Source organism: Streptomyces hygroscopicus, from assembly GCF_026168105.1.
GTDB classification, from domain to species: Bacteria; Actinomycetota; Actinomycetes; order Streptomycetales; family Streptomycetaceae; genus Streptomyces; species Streptomyces hygroscopicus_D.
This window is the reverse complement of sequence record NZ_LBMW01000009.1, coordinates 74,833-91,365: the sequence shown is the minus strand read 5'-3', so window position 1 is coordinate 91,365 and position 16,533 is coordinate 74,833. Positions and strand designations below refer to the sequence as shown.

Sequence of the window (16,533 nt, the reverse complement as noted above, 5' to 3'; positions counted from 1 at the left end):
CAAGCAGGGGAGAACCGCAGGTGAGGGCCTGGGATGGCTGGATTCAGATGCTTGGCACGCCCGCTCCGAGCAGCGGGACGAGCTTGCGCACCACTGTGTCGATCTCACGAGCGCACCCGTACAGCACATCGTGCGGCCTTCCCCAGGGGTCCGCGATCTCGTCCTCCTCCGGTGGGACCGGGGCGGCGGCACCACGGCGGGCGGCCGCGGCCGCCACCACGGCGCCGAGACCGCCCACGGCCCCCTGTCCGCCTCCCGCCCCGTCGGGTCCCCCGGCGAGCCGCACGAACTCCTTCAGGGTGAAGCATCGCCGCATGGCCGCCGGAGCGAGCCGCACGGCCGCCTCCCGGTGCTCGTGCGCGAGCCCCAGGACCAGCGCCGCTCCCGCCACGAGCCGCTCGGTGAGCGGGCGGCCCTCGAAGCCCGAGCCGTCACCGCCCAGCTCCTCCAGCGCCGCCCGGGTGGCACTCTCCATGCCCGCCCGGGGCCGCGCCTCGGTCCCGGCGCTCTCCGGCCGCACTTCAGAGCCCGGCGGGAGCCGGGCGGCCAGCAGCCGCTCGGCGAGCACCGAGCGGTGCACATTGCCCGTGCACACGAACAGGACAGTGGTCACTGCTCGCGGGCGGGACGCCGCACCGCGGGCGCGGCGGCATCCCGGTGGGGAGCCGACGTACGAGGAGCGGGCAGGTCACCGTACCGGCCGTAGGCGCCGTAGCGGTCGCCCTTGGGGACCGGCGCCATGTTGAAGACGGTGCCGAGGACGCGGACGCCCACACGCTCCAGCGACTGTGCGGCGGTGCGGACCTGCTCCCGGCTGGTCCGGCCGGCACGGACGACCAGCAGTGCGCCCTGGGTGAGCGAGGCGAGCCCCACGGTGTCGGCGACCGGCAGCAGCGGCGCGGAGTCGACGATCACCACCTCGTAGAGGCTCGCCAACTCGTGCAGCACCTCCTCCATGCGCGCCGAGGCGAGCAGTTCCGTCGGGTTCGGCGGTACGGCGCCGCTGGCGAGCACCGAGAGCCGGCCGCCGGTGCCGGCCTGCTGCATCACGTCCTGGATGCGGGCCTGCCCGATGAGCACCGTGGTCAGACCGGCGTCCCGGACGAGACCGAAGGTCGGGGCCACACACGGCCGGCGCAGATCGCCGTCCACCAGACAGGTCGACACGCCTGCCTCGGCGAGCGAAAGGGCGAGGTTGACCGCGGTGTTGGTCTTGCCCTCACCGGGCACCGAACTCGTCACCACGATGACCCGGGGCCGGTCGTCGACCTGCGAGAACTGCAAGTTGGTGCGCAGCTTGCGGAACGCCTCGGCGCGCTTGGAGTGCACATCGGCGGTGACCAGCGGCTGCCGGGGAGCGCCCCTGTCGTACGGAATGGAGCCGAGGCCCGGCAGCGCGATGAACGCGCCGAGTGCCTCACTCGTCTTGAGCGTGGTGTCGAGGGTCTCGCGCAGGGCGACCACCCCCGCGCCGAGCAGCAGACCGCCGAGCACGCCCACGGTCAGGTTCAACAGCGGCCGGGGCGAGACCGGAACGGTCGGCGGAACGGCCTCCTGGGTCACACCGAGGGAGACGGGCGAGGAGTCATCGCCCTTGCGGCCGTGCGCGATCCGGTCCGGTCCGGCCGTGTGCCGGGGCGCCTCCAGCCGTTCCACGACCGCGCTGAACCGCTTGGCCACGGCGTTGGCGATGCGCGCCGCCCGCTTGGGCACGGTGTCCTGCACAGTGATGTCGATGAGCACGGTGTTGGGCGGCGCGACGGCGGTGATTCGGGAGGCGAGCTCCTCAGGCGTGGTGCGCAGCTTGAGCGCCTTCACCACGGGCATGGTGACCTGACGTGTCGTCACAATCGCGGCGTACGACTGCACTCGCGCCTGCGAGAAGCTCTGGCCCTGGTTGAGCTGGGCGGTGTCCTCACCGGAGCGGGTGGCGACGAAGAGCTGGGTCCTGGCCTCGTAGACGGGAGTACTCAAGGCTGTAGCCGCGAACGCCGCGCCGATCGCGAGAACCAGGCAGACCAGAACGGTCGGCCAGCGCCTGGCAAGAGCCTTCAGGAATCCATGGAGTTCCACACTGCACCCCTCATAGAACCGAGGGAACCACCCGAATTGAGATGTTCTGTTCCCTATGCGCACAGCCGACCATAGGGACTCCCGCCCCTTGAACGGGGGAGCCACCACCGAACGGCCCGTCAAACGACCCCGGCGACGCACATCGCACGTCACTCGGTCGGCGCGGCGATGTGGGCCATCGAGGACCGAGCGCTCCCCCATCCGGTGACTTCTCGGCGGTGTCACGTTAGTTGAGGCAGATATGTCCCATTTATTCGATGTATCTAGATAGTGATGACGGCCGACGCTGCAACCGCCTGGCCAGGACTGAAGTCGAGGAGAGGACAACAATGACGACATCGCCCACATGGCGGGCCGCGCTCGCATCGGCAGCATCGGCTGCTGTGCTCGTCGCGGTACCGCTGGTTGGTGCCCAGACCGCCCACGCCCAGTACCCGCCGCCGCCCCCGACCCTGTCTCTCGACAAGACCACGGTGACCGCCGGTGATCAGTTGACCCTCACTGCGCACGGCTTCTTCCGGCGGGAGCGCGTCACGGTGTCGGTGGAATCACGTCCGATCGTCCTCGGGCGCTTCATCGCCGACGACACCGGAAGTCTGACGGAAACGCTGACCATCCCGACCCGGGTGGTCGCCGGCACACACACCCTCGAGCTCAGGGGGAACCACCACCACGTCGTCACCGCCTCCCTCCAGGTGCTGGCCGCCCCCGGCGCGCCATCGCCCAGCCCGAGCCCGGGCGGGCCCGGCAGGCCCGGCAGGCCCGGCGGACCCGGCGGGCCCGGTGACGACGACCGGCCCGGCAGGCCGGGCGGAAACGAGGGAGCCGGTGCGGCCGGTCGCTTCAACGGCACCAACGGTGCCAACGGCGCCAACAGTGCCAACGGACTCGGCGGGCGGAGGCGCTCCCAGAGCCGCGCGGGTCTCGCGGCCACCGGCAGCGAGAAGGCCCTGGCCGTGGGCGGCACCGCGGCCGCGCTGATCGCGGCTGGCGGAGGCACGATGCTGGCCGTGCGCCGTCGCCGCACTTCATGACGGAGCAGGACATCGCTACGGCGGAACCACGGCGTCCCGGCTCCGGCCGGGGCGCCGTCCGCCTGCGCCGGCCCGGTCGCTCCCGCGAGGGGGAGCCGGGCCGGCGCCGCGCGCTCAAGATCACGCTGCTGGCCCTCGTGGCGCTTCCGGTGGCGGGCGCGGTCTGGATCGGTGTCACCGGGCTGTTCGCGCGCTGGGAACTGCTTGCCGCCCAGCGGGACCTGGACGCCCTACGGCACTCGGTGACGCCCGGCTCCGCCGGGGCGGCCGGCTCCGCCCAGCACCGCCAGCAGATGGTGCGTTCCGCGGCCGAACACGCCGCTCGGGCACACGACCTCACCACCGGCCCGGCCTGGTACTCCGCCTCCCGGCTGCCCGTCGTCGGCGCCCCGTTCGGCACCGTACGCGGTGCCGCGTACGCGGCCGACAGGCTGACCGGTGAGGTGCTGTCCCCGCTGGCGGGTGCCCTGCCGGCGCCCGCCCCGAACGACCATGGCGGCGGGATGGCGCAGGCCCTGACGTCGTTGCAACAGCACGCGCCGGACCTCGTACGGGCGGCACGTGTCGTCTCCGAGGTGCGGGCCGACGTGCACGGGCTGCCCCGGTCCACCTGGCTCCCGGCGGCGGACCGGGCCCGCGCGGACCTCGCGCGGCAGATGGACCGGCTCGCCCCGGTGATGGCCGACGCCTCCCTCGCGGCCCGGGTCCTGCCGTCCATGCTCGGCGCGCAGGAGGAACGGCGTTACTTCCTCGCCTTCCAGAACATCGCCGAGGCCCGCGGCACCGGCGGCGTTGCGGGCGCCTTCGCGGTCCTGAAGGCCCGTCAGGGCCATTTGTCCTTCGAGCGGTTCGGCAACAACACCGAGATGGAGAAGGCGAAGGCGAACGTCGACCTGGGAGCCGAGTTCGCGGCCCGCTACGACGGCAACGCCCCGGCCCGTGTGTGGGCCAACTCCAACATGAGCCCGCACTTCCCGTACGCGGCCCGCCTCTGGGCCTCGTACTGGCGCAACCACACCGGCGAACGCGTGGACGGTGCGATCGCCGTCGACCCCGCAATGCTGGGCCGGCTGCTGCGGGTCACCGGCCCGGCTCGCATGGCCGACGGCACCGAGCTCAGCGCGGACAACGTCGTGGACGTCACCGAACGGGCCAGCTACGCGCGCTACAACGACGTGGCCCGGCGCAAGGCGTACTTCGTCGACGCGGCCCGCGCGGCGGCCGGGCGAATGATGGCGGCGGTCGACGACACGCGTCTGCTGCCCGGTCTGCTCGTCGCCGTGCACGACGCCCAGCGGGACGGCCGGCTGAAGGTGTGGAGCGCCCATCCGGCGGAGCAGCAGCTGCTCGAGTCACGCCCCTACTCGGGCGCGCTCCCCGACGCCCCCGGTCCCTTCGCTGGGCTGGTGGTGAACAACGCGGCCGGCTCCAAGCTGGACTACTACCTCGACCGCAGCCTGGTCTGGGAAGCGGGCGGCGGCTGCACCCGCGGCGACCGCCCGGTCACCGTGACCGTGAAGCTGGCCAACCGGGCCCCCGCTTCCGGCCTGCCCGGTTACGTCACGCTGCGCGAGGACCGCCCGGCCTACCGCACCCGGCCGGGCGACAACCGGCTCCTGGTGTCGTACTACGCCGGGGTCGGAGCCAACCTCACCGAGGCCACGCTCGACGGCCACCCGGCGCTGCTCGCGTTCGGCGTCGAACGCGGCCACTCGGTGTTCTCGCTGAACCTGGAGCTGCCCGCCGGCTCCAGCCGCACGCTGGTCCTGCACCTGCGGGAACCACACGCGGACAGCACTCCCACCCTGCTCCAGCAGCCCCTGGTGACCCCCTTGCGGGCCACGCTGAAGCCGAGCGGTGCCTGCCATGTCTGAGAACGGGGGCGACGTGTCCGAGAACGGGGGCGACCGTGTCTGAGCGGTCGGGCGGGGCGCGGGAGGCCACGCCCGGGCGGGCCTGCCAGGCGGGGGCGGCCATGACCGAGCCGGTGGCCCCCGCCGGGACCGCCGCCACGTCCGGGCGCCTGAGACGAGTGGCCGCGATGGTGGTCGTGGGTGTGCTCCTGCTCGCGTCCTGTGCGGCGGCGGAGCGTGCCCCCGACGACGCGGCGGGCCGGGCAACGCGCGGGCCGCGGACCTCCGCGCCCCCGGTCCAGCGCCTGCGGGTCAAGGTGCTCGGGACCCTCCCGCACGACTCCGGGGCGTTCACCGAGGGCTTGGAGATCGCCGGCGGCAGGCTCTACGAAGCCACCGGCATCTCCGGCCAGTCCTCGGTGCGGGCGGGCCCGGCGGGCCGGAAGCCCACGGTCCGCGCCGCGCTCCCCGCTCCCCTGTTCGGGGAGGGGATCACCGTGCTCGGCCGGACCCTGTGGCAGCTGACCTGGCGCGACCGGATCGCCGTCGAGCGCGACGCCCGGACGCTCGCCGAGCTGCGCCGGGTCCCGTACCCGGGCGAGGGCTGGGGCATGTGCCTCCAGCGGACCCGGCACCGGCTGGTGACCAGCGACGGCTCCGCACGGCTGACGTTCCGTGACCCCCGCACGCTGGCGAGGACGGGCGGGGTCGCCGTGACCGAGGCGGGCCGGCCGGTGACCCAGCTGAACGAGCTGGAGTGCGTCGGCGCGGCCGTCTACGCCAATGTGCTCTTCACCGACCGGATCGTGCGCATCGACCCCGCCACCGGCGCGGTGACGGCGAGCGTCGACGCCTCCGGTCTGCTGCGCGACGACGAGCTCGTCCCCGGGTCCACCCTGAACGGCATCGCGGCCGTTCCCGGAACCGACCAGTTCCTGATCACCGGGAAGTTCTGGCCCAGAATGTTCCGTGTGGTGTTCGTACCGGCCGGGCGGACAAGCGGCTCCGGCCGCTGAGCCTCGGCCGGGGAGCCGTCCCGGCCGCTGACCAGGGGCTGGGGAAGCCGGCGCCGGGGACCCACAGCGACGCAGATCACCGCTTGCGCCACTACAGTGCGGCGGCATAAGTGGGTAGTCTCAGACGGACTGCATAAGTTACCGCTTAGTAATCGCGCCTTCGGAGTACACAGGAAGTACACGGAGGAAACACCCTCGCAGGCCCGAGGAGCCCCGAAATGCAACTCGCCGCGATCATCGTGTCGCTGGTCCTGACCGTGGTCGGCGTTGCGCTGCTCGCACGCGCCGTCGGCCAGTTCGTCCGGTACTTCAAGCTCGGCCAGCCCGTCCCCGCCGGCAGCCGGACCGACAACCCCTACCAGCGCAGCGTGACGCTGGTGCGGGAGTTCCTGGGCCACACGCGGATGAACCGCTGGGGCATCGTGGGCGCCGCCCACTGGTTCGTGGCGGTCGGCTTCCTGACGCTGCCGCCGACCCTCGCCCAGGCGTTCGGCCAGCTCTTTAAGGCCGACTGGACGCTGCCACTGATCGGCGATTTCCTGCCGTTCGAGATGTACACCGAGTTCATCGGTGTCATGACGACCCTCGGCATCGTCGTCCTGATGGCGATCCGGCTGCTGAGCCTGCCCTCCCGGCCCGGCCGCAAGTCCCGGTTCGCGGGCTCCAAGTCCGGTCAGGCGTATTTCGTCGAGTACGTCATCCTCACCATCGGCCTGGCCATCTACACTCTGCGCGGCCTCGAGGGCGCCCTGCACCACGTGGAACACTACGAGGCCGGGTACTTCGCCTCGTACCCGCTGGTCCTCGCCTTCAAGGGCCTCGGTCCGAGCACGCTGCAGAACCTGGTCTACCTCGTCGCGATGATCAAGATCAGCGTCTCCTTCATCTGGATGATCGTGGTCTCGCTCAACACCAACATGGGTGTGGCCTGGCACCGCTTCCTCGCCTTCCCGAACATCTGGTTCAAGCGCGACGCGACCGGCGGGACGGCGCTGGGCGCGCTGCAGCCGATGACCTCGGGCGGCAAGCCGATCAACTTCGAGGACCCGGGCGAGGACGACGTCTTCGGCGTCTCCCAGGTCGAGCAGTTCTCCTGGAAGGGCCTGCTGGACTTCTCCACCTGCACCGAGTGCGGCCGCTGCCAGTCGCAGTGCCCCGCCTGGAACACCGGCAAGCCGCTCTCCCCGAAGCTGCTGATCATGTCGCTGCGCGACCACGCGCACGCCAAGGCCCCCTATCTGCTGGCCGGCGGCGGCAAGACCATGGAGGGCGAGGAGAAGGCGTCCGCGGAGCAGCTCAAGGACGTCCCCGCCGCGGCTCTCGCGGAGGCCGAGCGGCCCCTGATCGGCACGGTCGAGGAGAACGGTGTCATCGACCCGGACGTCCTGTGGTCCTGCACCACCTGCGGCGCCTGCGTCGAGCAGTGCCCGGTGGACATCGAGCACGTCGACCACATCGTCGACATGCGCCGCTACCAGGTGATGATCGAGTCCGCGTTCCCGTCCGAGGCGGGCACGATGCTCAAGAACCTGGAGAAGAAGGGCAACCCCTGGGGCCTGGCCAAGAAGCAGCGCCTGGAGTGGACCAAGGAGCTCGACTTCGAGGTGCCGGTCGTCGGCCGGGACATCGAGGACCTGTCCGAGGTCGAGTACCTGTACTGGGTCGGCTGCGCGGGCGCGCTGGAGGACCGGGCCAAGAAGACCACCAAGGCCTTCGCGGAGTTGCTGCACATCGCGGGCGTCAAGTTCGCGATCATGGGCGGCGACGAGAAGTGCACCGGTGACTCCGCCCGCCGCCTCGGCAACGAGCCCCTGTTCCAGGAGCTCGGCATGGAGAACGTGGCCGCGCTGAACATGGCCTTCGGCGAGGATGACGAGGACGAGTCGACGAAGAAGCCGAAGTCGGCGAAGAAGATCGTCGCCACCTGCCCGCACTGCCTCAACACGATCGGCAACGAATACCCGCAGCTCGGCGGCGACTACGAGGTCATCCACCACACCCAGCTGCTGCAGCACCTCGTCGACGAGGGCAAGCTGGTCCCGGTGACCCCGGTCGAGGGCATCATCACCTACCACGACCCCTGCTACCTGGGCCGCCACAACAAGATCTACACGCCTCCGCGCGAGATCATCGCCAAGGTCCCGGGCCTGCGGAACGAGGAGATGCACCGCCACAAGGAGCGCGGCTTCTGCTGCGGCGCCGGCGGCGCCCGCATGTGGATGGAGGAGCGGATCGGCAAACGCATCAACAACGAGCGTGTCGACGAAGCCCTGTCGCTCGATCCCGACATCGTCTCCACCGCCTGCCCGTTCTGCCTCGTCATGCTGACCGACTCGGTCAACGGCAAGAAGAACGATGGCAAGGCGAAGGAGTCCATCCAGGTCGTGGACGTCGCCCAGTTGCTCCTCGACTCCGTGAAGACTCCGGTCGACCCGGCCGGCGAGGCGGAGACGGAGAGCGAGCCGGAGCCGGAGCCCGTGAAGTAGCCGGCGTTCACACGCCGACGAGGGGCCGGGATCGCGGGTGCGATCCCGGCCCCTCGTGCATGTGGTGCGTGCACCGGTCACCGACGGATCCGCATATGCAGCGGGCATGAGGCTCTGCTCATCGGGTGACAGTTGGCCCGGGCCCAGCGTCGCAGCCCGATCCCCCGTGGTCGGCCATACACACTCGATTAGTCGCTTTTGATCCCGCTTGGAGGGCGAATGTGGCTGTTCGGGGAGACCATGCCCCACGTACCAGCGGCAAGTCATACGCAGACACAGGTCATCCGGGAGCAGCCACCGACTGGGCGCCGTACCGGCAAGCCCGTCTGGTACGCACCGGCCGCCGCCCTCGGCGACGCGGCCGGCGCCGCCGTGCCCGTGTATCTGGCGTTCGCACTGGCCGACGACGCCCGTGGCGCGGCGTACGCGATGGTGGCGGCCCTGGCCTGGCTGCTCGTGCGCGGCGCACGGGACCGCTACGCCGAACGCCGTCTCGGTGAGCGCGACAACATCGGCCCCGCGCTGCAGGACTGGCTGATGCTGGTCGGACTGCTCGCGGTGGTACGGGCTGCGACGGGCGACGAATCCCCGTTCCTGCTCGCCCTGACGGCCCTGCTGCCCTGCGCCCCGGCCAGCGCCGCCGCGCACTCGCTGATCCACCGTCATCTGATCACCCGGCGCCGCGGCGGCCGGGCCGTGCGCCGCGCCCTGGTGATCGGGGAGGCGGACGCCGTCGACGGACTGGTGAGCCACCTCGCGAAGCGGACGGAGCACGAGTTCGTCGTCGTCGGCGTCTGCCCGATCGGCGAGGCCGACCCGCAGGCCCTGGCCCCGATCGCCGCCCGCCTGGGCCGACAGGCGCCGCCGCGCATGTCGGCCGACTCCGCCCCGGTGCTGGAGGCGGCCCGGCGGCTCGGCGTGGACGTGGTCCTCGTCGTGCCGGGACCGTACATGGCGGGCACACGTCTTCGGCGGCTCTCGTGGGCCCTGCACGGCGAGGAGTGCCCGCTCGTGGTGGTGCCGGGCCTGACCGAGGTGGCCGGACGCCGGGTGGACGTCTCATCCGTGGCCGGACTCACCATGCTGAACGTGGCCCCGCCCCTGCGGCGGGGGCTCGCGGCACTGCTGAAGTCGGTGACGGACCGGCTGGGCGCGGCGCTGTTGATCGCGTTGCTCAGCCCCGTGTTCGCCGTGGTCGCCCTCGCCGTACGACTGGACTCCCCGGGCCCCGTCGTCCACCGGCAGACCCGCATCGGCCGCGGCGGAGTGCCCTTCACCATGGCCAAGTTCCGCACCATGGTCGCCGACGCCGAACGGCTCAGGCACCAGCTGGCCGGGACCAACGAGCAGGACGGCCGCATGTTCAAGATCCGCCGTGACCCGCGGATCACCCGCGTCGGCCGGGTGCTCCGCCGCTACTCCCTGGACGAACTGCCCCAGCTGTTCAACGTGGTGCAGGGGCACATGTCCCTGGTCGGCCCCCGGCCGCCGCTGCCCGACGAGGTCGCCGGATACGACGAGGTGGAACTGCGCCGACTGGCCGTCAAGCCGGGCCTGACCGGTCTGTGGCAGGTCAGCGGCCGCTCCGACCTCTCCTGGGACGAGACGATCGCCCTGGACCTCAGGTACGTGGACAACTGGTCCCCGTCCGTGGACCTCGGTGTCCTGGTCCGCACGGTCCGCGCCGTCATCGCGGGCACCGGAGCCTACTGAGCAGCCGCCCGGACCGCGTCCGTTCGACGGCACCGACGACGACCACCACCGGCGATCCCTGCGGAGGGCCCATGCCGTCGACATCCCCCACCGGCCACTCGCCCCGCGCCCGCTGCGGACCGGACCACCGCACCGAGGGCGACCGCCTCCACGAGCCGCGTGCCGCCGGGGACGTACTCGCCCTGGCCGAGCGGCTCTTCCGGTGGGCCGACGCCCGCGACTGGGCGGGCCCCGACCCGTACGACGGACTGACCGGCCCACTGGGACGGCTGGCCGGTCACCGCGTGCTGCGCCAGGCCCTCCTGCAGACCGTCAAGCGCAGCCCGGTCGATCTGCGCCCGGTCCTGGGCATCCGCCCGCTGCGCACCGCCACGGCCACCGGATGCGCCGCGGGTGCCTGCGCCCGGCTCTCCGCGTTCCCCCTGTGGCAGGACCGCGCGCTGCGTCTGGGCCGGTGGACGGCCGCCGAGCAGCTGACGGGGCGTTACGCCGGGTTGTGGCGTTACGAGTTCGACGTACAGACCCGCTGGTCGTACTACCCCGCGTCGGTCCCCAACCTCGTGGCCACCACCTTCTGCGCGGACGGCTGCCTGGACTCCGGGACTCTCGACGACGATGCGGTGCGCTCGCTCGCCCGAGGTCTGCTGGAACACCTGTACAACGGCGAGTTCTTCACCTACACCCCGACGAGCGGCGTCCTCGTGCACAACGCCAACCTCATGGGCGCCGCGCTCGCCGCCCGGCTGGCCCGCGCCGGGGCGCTGCCCGCCGGTCTGGCGGACCGCCTGGCCGATGCCGCCCGCGGCGCCGTCGAGGTGAGCCTGAACAGCCAGCGTTCCGACGGCTGCTGGCCGTACGGGCGGGGCCCGCGGCTGGGCTGGGTGGACGGCTTCCACACCGGGTATGTGCTGCTGCGCCTCGAACAGGCGGGCGCGCTGCTCGGCATGGACGTCCGGACCCCTCTGGAGCGGGGGGCGGTCCACTACCTGCGGAACTTGTTCGACGGGCCGCTGCCTCTCTACTTTGCGGGCGGCCGGACCAGACGCGACCCGAACAACGACGCGACAGCGGTACGGATGGCGGCGTGGGCGACCGAACGCGGCTTCGCCACGGCCGACTTCGCATGGGCCGTACTGGCGGCGGTCGTCGACCGCTACCCGGGTCTGGGCACGGACACGCGGACCGAGGCCTCCCGGGGGAACGGGGCCCTGTGGCAGTCGCCCCGCTGGAGCGCCGCTCCCCTGCTTGACGCGCTGACCGCCCTGCACGCCGTCGTGGCGGGCGGCTCGCGCCCCTCCGCCGGCCCGGGAATTCCTGAAGGCCCGGGCGGAGCGGCCCGGGCCTTTCCGCCCCGCCCCCGAAATATTCGACTCCAATAGGCAGTCGAATGCGTCGTACCGTGTGAAGAATTCCTTTTCGGTAATTGCGTCGTCTCGCCTGCCGCTCTCTTACCCATGCGGCTCATTCGGAGTGGAAATTCGGCCGATAAGGTGCGTCGTCCGACATCGCAGAGGAAGTCATGAGACTAGCGTGTGCCTCCGCGACCTCGGCACGGAAAACGACCCTGCCGGACGGATATTCGGAGAGCCAGTGGCCGTTTTGAAGACGAATCGGGCTCGGAAAGTCACCCCCGCGACCCTCTGTGCCGTCCTTTACACGGGACTCGGCACGGTGGCGCTCGCCGCCTTCCTCCTCCGGCCGGGCGTGCCCTCGGTGATCCTGTTCGCCGCGGTGATGGTGACGGCTTTCGCCCTCGTGGCCGGCCGGAACCCGCACATCGCGGGCCTCGCCTGGCTGGTCCTTTCTCCCGCTCTCCATCCCTTCGCCCGCTATCCGCAGTCGGGGACGCTGCTGACGTTCGACCGTCTGTACCTGGGTGCCCTGGCTCTCACGGTCCTGTTGACGCGCCGGGCCCGAAGGCCGGGCGCACCCGGTGTGCGGGCCTTCGTCACCGCGGTCACGGTGTTCGCGGCCGTCTTCCTGTTCCGCGCCCTGACCACTCAGCCCGGCATCCTGGGCGCACTGCAGACCTTCATCGACGCGATCCTGCTCCCCTGCATCGCCTTCGCGGTGTGCCGCCGCACGGCCGACAGTCCCGGTCGGCTGCGGGCGTGGGCGGCGGGACTGATGGTCTGCGGCACCCTCGTGGCCGCGCTCGGTATCACCGAGCACTTCTTCGGATACGAGCTGGCGACCCTCAGCGGAGGCGTCGTGCGCACCGACACCGAGGTCGGCGGGATCGTCCGCGTCTCCGGGCCCTATGCGACACCGGAGGTCTATGCGCTCACCCTGGCCCTGACGCTCGCCGCGACGCTGTTCTGGTGGATGAGCGCGAGCACCGACGGCACGCGTCGCAGGGGGTGTCCCGCGTTCACGGGCCCGCTGCTGGCCGCCGTGCAGATCACGGGCATGGCGCTCTCGCTGTTCCGCGTGGCCTGGGCCTGTGCCCTGCTGGTGCTCCTCCTCGGGCTCGGCCTGCGGGTCGGGAAGAAGCTCAGGCTCGCCGCCGTGGCCGTCGCCGTGGTCCTGGGGGCGCTCATCCTTTTCGTGCCCTTGCAGAGCAACGACCTCTTCCGCTCCCGCATGTCCGACACCGACAACGTGGCCGGCCGGTTCGCGACGTATCAGGTCGGTGCGGAGATCTGGCGTTCCGCCCCGTTCACCGGGGTGGGGATCAACCAGTTCGTCGAGGCGCAGAAGCGGGTCGATCCCAAGGTGGTGTGGGGCGTGCGGTCGGTGCAGTCCCCGCACAGCTCATTCGTCGGGACGCTCGCCGAAGAGGGCCTGATCGGCTTCGCGGCCCTGCTCGCCGTGTGCGGATACGGCGCCAGGATGATCCGCCGGCTCGCCCGGGCGGCACGCGGGGATGCGACGCGCCAGGTGCTGCACGCCGCCGTGATCGCCGGGACCGTGTCCTATCTGGCCTTCTCCGTCGAGCTGACGATGCTGCCGCTGGGGCCGAGCAACGCCGTGCTGGCCGTGGTCCTTGCACTCGCCGCGTCGGCCGTCGAGACGGCCCCGCGGCGCCCGGCCCGGGAGGAGGCCGCTGCGGCGGCCCCGGAGCGGGCGGTTCGGACGCTGCTCGCGGGGCCGGTGTCGTGACGGCCGCCTGCGTCGGTGCCGCCGTGCGGACGTGCGCAAGGATGAGGGTCGCCTGCTCCTCCAGGACGGTCCGTCAGGCCGTCGGCTTCGCCTGCTCGAGCGCGGCGCTCGGCGGACTCGGCGTGATCACCTCCGCGCTGCTGGCCAGGGCCCTGGACGTCGACGCCTACACGAGTTACACGTTCGGCAGACAACTGCTCCTGTTCAGCGGGATGTTCTTCGAGTTCGGGCTGTTCCTCCCCGCGGCGCGGATGCTGGCGCTCTCGGGCCCGGCGGAGCGGCGTCGCGTCACCGGCGCGGTCGTGGCGTTCTTCGTGCCGGTGTCCGTCCTGTTCGGGGTCACCGTCTTCGCGCTGTCCTGGATCGTGGACGCCTGCATGACCGTGCACGCCGGCTCGGCTCTGAGAGTGGCGGCCCTCGTCTCCATGGGGTACCCGCTCGACTTCGTGTGCCTGCAGACGGCGCAGGGCCTCGACCGGCTCCACAGCTACTCGATCGCCTCCGTACTGTCGCGGCTGGGCTTCCTCGGTGTGCTCATGGCCATGCCGGCGGCCGGGGTACGGCTGACACCGTCAGGGGCTCTCCTGGCGGACGCCCTGTTCCTGCTGGCCGGCTGGGTCGCGCTCCTGGCGTACCTCCGGCCGTTGTTCCGCGGCCTTCGCACAACCGCCTCGCGCATGCTCCGTGACGCCCGTGCCTACGGCTTCTCGGCCTACGTCGGCCGGGTGCTGAGCATGGGCACGTACCACATGGACACGCTGATGCTCGGTGCCGCGAGCGATCCGCGTTCCTTCGCCTGCTACATGTGCGCCGCTTCGCTTGCCACGCCCATCTCGCTGCCCGGTGCGGGTCTGGCGACGGCGCTCTTCGGGCGGCTCACCCGCCGGCCCCGCATGGAGCGGCGCTGGGTCGCGACGGTGACGGTGGTGAGCGCCGTACCGGCAGTCGCGTTGAGCATGCTGGCCGAGCCTTTGGTCCGGCTCGTCTATTCCGACAAGTTCGTGATGGCGGCGGGCCTGGTACCGGTCCTCGCCGCGGCGCAGGTGATCAGTGCGGTGACCCGCCTGTTCAACTCCTTCCTTTCGGCGCACGGGCTCGGCTCCGACCTGCGGACCGCGGCGATCACCCTGACGGTGTCCAACCTGGTGCTGAACCTCCTGCTCATTCCGGCCTACTCGGCCGCGGGAGCGGCATGGGCGAGCCTTCTCGCGCTGGCCGTCAACCTGATCGCCCACGTTCTGCGCTACCGGCGGGCCGTGGAAGCGGGGGAGACCACCCGCCTTGACCGCGGGGGACACCCGGGAAACGGCTCCACGGTCCCGCCGCAGAGGGGTCAGGGCGCGACCGCGCGGTAGTCCTGAAGGGCTTCGGTGACCCGCCCGTCCCCGTCGACGTGCATCTCCCACCACACCGCCGCGCAGAAGAAGCCGAAAACGGCGAGCCCGCGCTCGCGCTCTCCCGACACGTGCTCGGTCACGAACCGGTCGGCAGTCCGCCGGTCGAAGAGCTCGTCGAAGATCCCGGACTGCCGCACCCATGCCCACAGGTACCGTCCGTGCCGCCTCAGCAGGGAGCGGACCGGCGCTGAAAACCCCGTCTTCGAACGGCGCGTGACGAAGTCGGGAACCCCCGCGGCCGACGCGGCGGCCCGGAACAGCGCCTTGCCGTTCCCGGTGCGGAGCTGGTCCTCCGCTCGCACGGCGAGCGCCGCGGCGACGACGGGTTCGCCGAGGAACGGCACGCGCAGTTCCACACTGGCCCGCATGGACGCGCGATCCGCGTACAGGAGGTTGAGGCCCGGCAGGAACAGGCGCCGGTCGCACTCCGCGACGGCGCGCAAAGGGCTCGCTCCCGCCGCCAGCAGGGGGTCGGTGATGTCGTGGTGGGCTGCCGTGACCTCGTCCAGTTCGACCTTCGGAGCCAGTTGTGCCCATTCCTCGGCCGTGAAGTAGGACTGGCCGCCCCAGGCCCAGTCGCGGGGGCTCTGCAGGCACATGCGGCCGAGCTTGTCCATCCGTTCGCGGAACCTCCCGGGGACCGGGCCCTGCGACGCACGCCCGAGAAGCCTTCGGCCGGACGCGGGAATCCGCTGCAGCATCCGTACGGCCTGGTACCGCTCGTATCCCAGGAACAGCTCTTCCACCCCGAGCCCGGACAGCAGCACGGTCGCCTCGGCGCGGGCGGCCCGCGACAGGCGCATGAGCGCGATGGCCGCCGGGTCGCCGAAGGGCAGCTCCATCACCCGCACCATCTCGGGCACTTGCCGCAGCACATCGACGTCGAGGTCCACCCAGTGCAGGGGCATTCCGAGGTGACGGGCCGCCCGCTCGGCGTAGGGTGCGTCCCCCTCGAAGGGCTCAGCCGGGTCCTGCCGCGGCGATGCGTCACGTGCCGAGAAGACGGGGCCGCAGAACCCCGCCCGGCCCAGTTCCACGCCCAGCCAGGTGCTGTCGACTCCCCCGCTCAGCAGCAGCCCGACCGGGACGTCCGCCCTGACCTGGCGTCGCACCGACTCACGCACCGCCTCACCGATGGCCTGCGCCGGCGCGGCGGTCTCCGCCCGCCAGACGAGCCGGTGGCGCGCGTATTCGGGCGGCAGGACGCACTGCACGGCACCGGCCCCTGCCGCGTGCACGCGACGCCAGCCGGTGCGCGGGGGAGGCGTCCAGAGGAACATCGCCGCCTGCGCGACGGCCACGGGGTCGACGTGGTCGGCGAGGCCGATCGCGCGCAGCGGAGCGATCTCACTGGACAGGGCGAGGAGGCGGCCCGATGTGTCCGATGCGAGGTAGAGGGGCTTGATGCCCAGCCGGTCGCGTCCGTAGCGCACCTGTCCATCGGGCAGGACCTGGACGAAGGCGAACATCCCGTCGACCTGCCCGAGCAGTTGTCCGGCGTCGGGCTGGAGCAGGAGTTCGTGGAGGACCTCGGTATCGCCCTCGGTGGTGAACCGGACACCTCGGGACCGCAGCGTCCCCCGCAGCTCGGGGGCGTTGTAGATCTCCCCGTTGTAGACGAGGAACCCCCGCTCGGCGTCACCGAAGGGCTGGTCGCTGCGGGAGCCGACGTCGATGATCGCGAGCCGGCGGAAGTGCAGTGACGCGCGCCAGTCCGCGCCCCGAAGGTCCTGGTGCCCGGACGAGTCCGGGCCGCGGTGCTCGATCGTCGTACACGGATCGCCCGCGGCCGCAGCGCGGTTCAGGACCACCACGAAGCCGCACATCAGGCCTCCGTCGTCGCACTCGGCGCCGTACCC

General features: G+C 71.6%; 11 protein-coding genes. 8 read left to right on the top strand and 3 right to left on the bottom strand.

Annotated features, from left to right (window positions below):
• Window positions 1-43 precede the first annotated feature (43 nt).
• On the bottom strand, window positions 44-613 hold the full coding sequence (locus AAW14_RS12065; protein ID WP_265562974.1) for a low molecular weight phosphatase family protein: 570 nt from the start codon (window positions 611-613) through the stop codon (window positions 44-46).
• Window positions 610-2,073, bottom strand: coding sequence for a polysaccharide biosynthesis tyrosine autokinase (locus AAW14_RS12060; RefSeq protein ID WP_265562973.1), 1,464 nt, complete (start codon window positions 2,071-2,073; stop codon window positions 610-612). Before AAW14_RS12060 ends, AAW14_RS12065 begins: the two co-directional genes overlap by 4 nt.
• A 329-nt stretch (window positions 2,074-2,402) precedes the next feature.
• Here AAW14_RS12060 and AAW14_RS12055 point away from each other — a divergent pair, with 329 nt between their 5' ends.
• The 8 genes from AAW14_RS12055 to AAW14_RS12020 all read left to right on the top strand — a co-directional run bounded on the left by AAW14_RS12055 (window position 2,403) and on the right by AAW14_RS12020 (window position 14,632).
• A complete protein-coding gene (locus AAW14_RS12055) occupies window positions 2,403-3,107 on the top strand; it encodes a hypothetical protein (RefSeq protein ID WP_265562971.1) in 705 nt (234 codons plus the stop codon).
• The gene (locus tag AAW14_RS12050) at window positions 3,104-4,981 is read left to right on the top strand and encodes a DUF4012 domain-containing protein (protein ID WP_265562969.1); all 1,878 of its coding nucleotides are present in this window, start codon (window positions 3,104-3,106) and stop codon (window positions 4,979-4,981) included. The genes AAW14_RS12055 and AAW14_RS12050 overlap by 4 nt, the downstream gene beginning before the upstream one ends.
• A 35-nt stretch (window positions 4,982-5,016) precedes the next feature.
• Entirely contained in the window at window positions 5,017-5,976 is a 960-nt protein-coding gene (locus AAW14_RS12045) for a glutaminyl-peptide cyclotransferase (protein ID WP_265562967.1), read from the top strand.
• A gap of 218 nt (window positions 5,977-6,194) precedes the next feature.
• Window positions 6,195-8,462, top strand: coding sequence for a (Fe-S)-binding protein (locus AAW14_RS12040; RefSeq protein ID WP_265562964.1), 2,268 nt, complete (start codon window positions 6,195-6,197; stop codon window positions 8,460-8,462).
• A 240-nt stretch (window positions 8,463-8,702) separates the two neighbouring features.
• Window positions 8,703-10,175, top strand: coding sequence for a sugar transferase (locus AAW14_RS12035; protein WP_265562962.1), 1,473 nt, complete (start codon window positions 8,703-8,705; stop codon window positions 10,173-10,175).
• A gap of 71 nt (window positions 10,176-10,246) precedes the next feature.
• Window positions 10,247-11,554, top strand: coding sequence for a hypothetical protein (locus tag AAW14_RS12030; RefSeq protein WP_265562961.1), 1,308 nt, complete (start codon window positions 10,247-10,249; stop codon window positions 11,552-11,554).
• Between the two features lie 220 nt (window positions 11,555-11,774).
• Window positions 11,775-13,277 (top strand): O-antigen ligase family protein, encoded by a 1,503-nt coding sequence (locus AAW14_RS12025; RefSeq protein ID WP_265562959.1) that lies wholly within the window; start codon window positions 11,775-11,777, stop codon window positions 13,275-13,277.
• A gap of 41 nt (window positions 13,278-13,318) precedes the next feature.
• Window positions 13,319-14,632 carry a lipopolysaccharide biosynthesis protein gene (locus AAW14_RS12020; RefSeq protein WP_265562957.1) on the top strand — a complete coding sequence of 438 codons (1,314 nt, stop codon included), beginning with the start codon at window positions 13,319-13,321 and terminating at the stop codon, window positions 14,630-14,632.
• Here the strand turns inward: AAW14_RS12020 and asnB are convergent.
• Window positions 14,611-16,500: an asparagine synthase (glutamine-hydrolyzing) gene (gene asnB, locus AAW14_RS12015; protein ID WP_265562955.1), complete on the bottom strand. Its 1,890-nt coding sequence runs from the start codon at window positions 16,498-16,500 to the stop codon at window positions 14,611-14,613. The two genes, AAW14_RS12020 and asnB, sit on opposite strands and share 22 nt — an antisense overlap.
• Window positions 16,501-16,533: the final 33 nt, after the last annotated feature.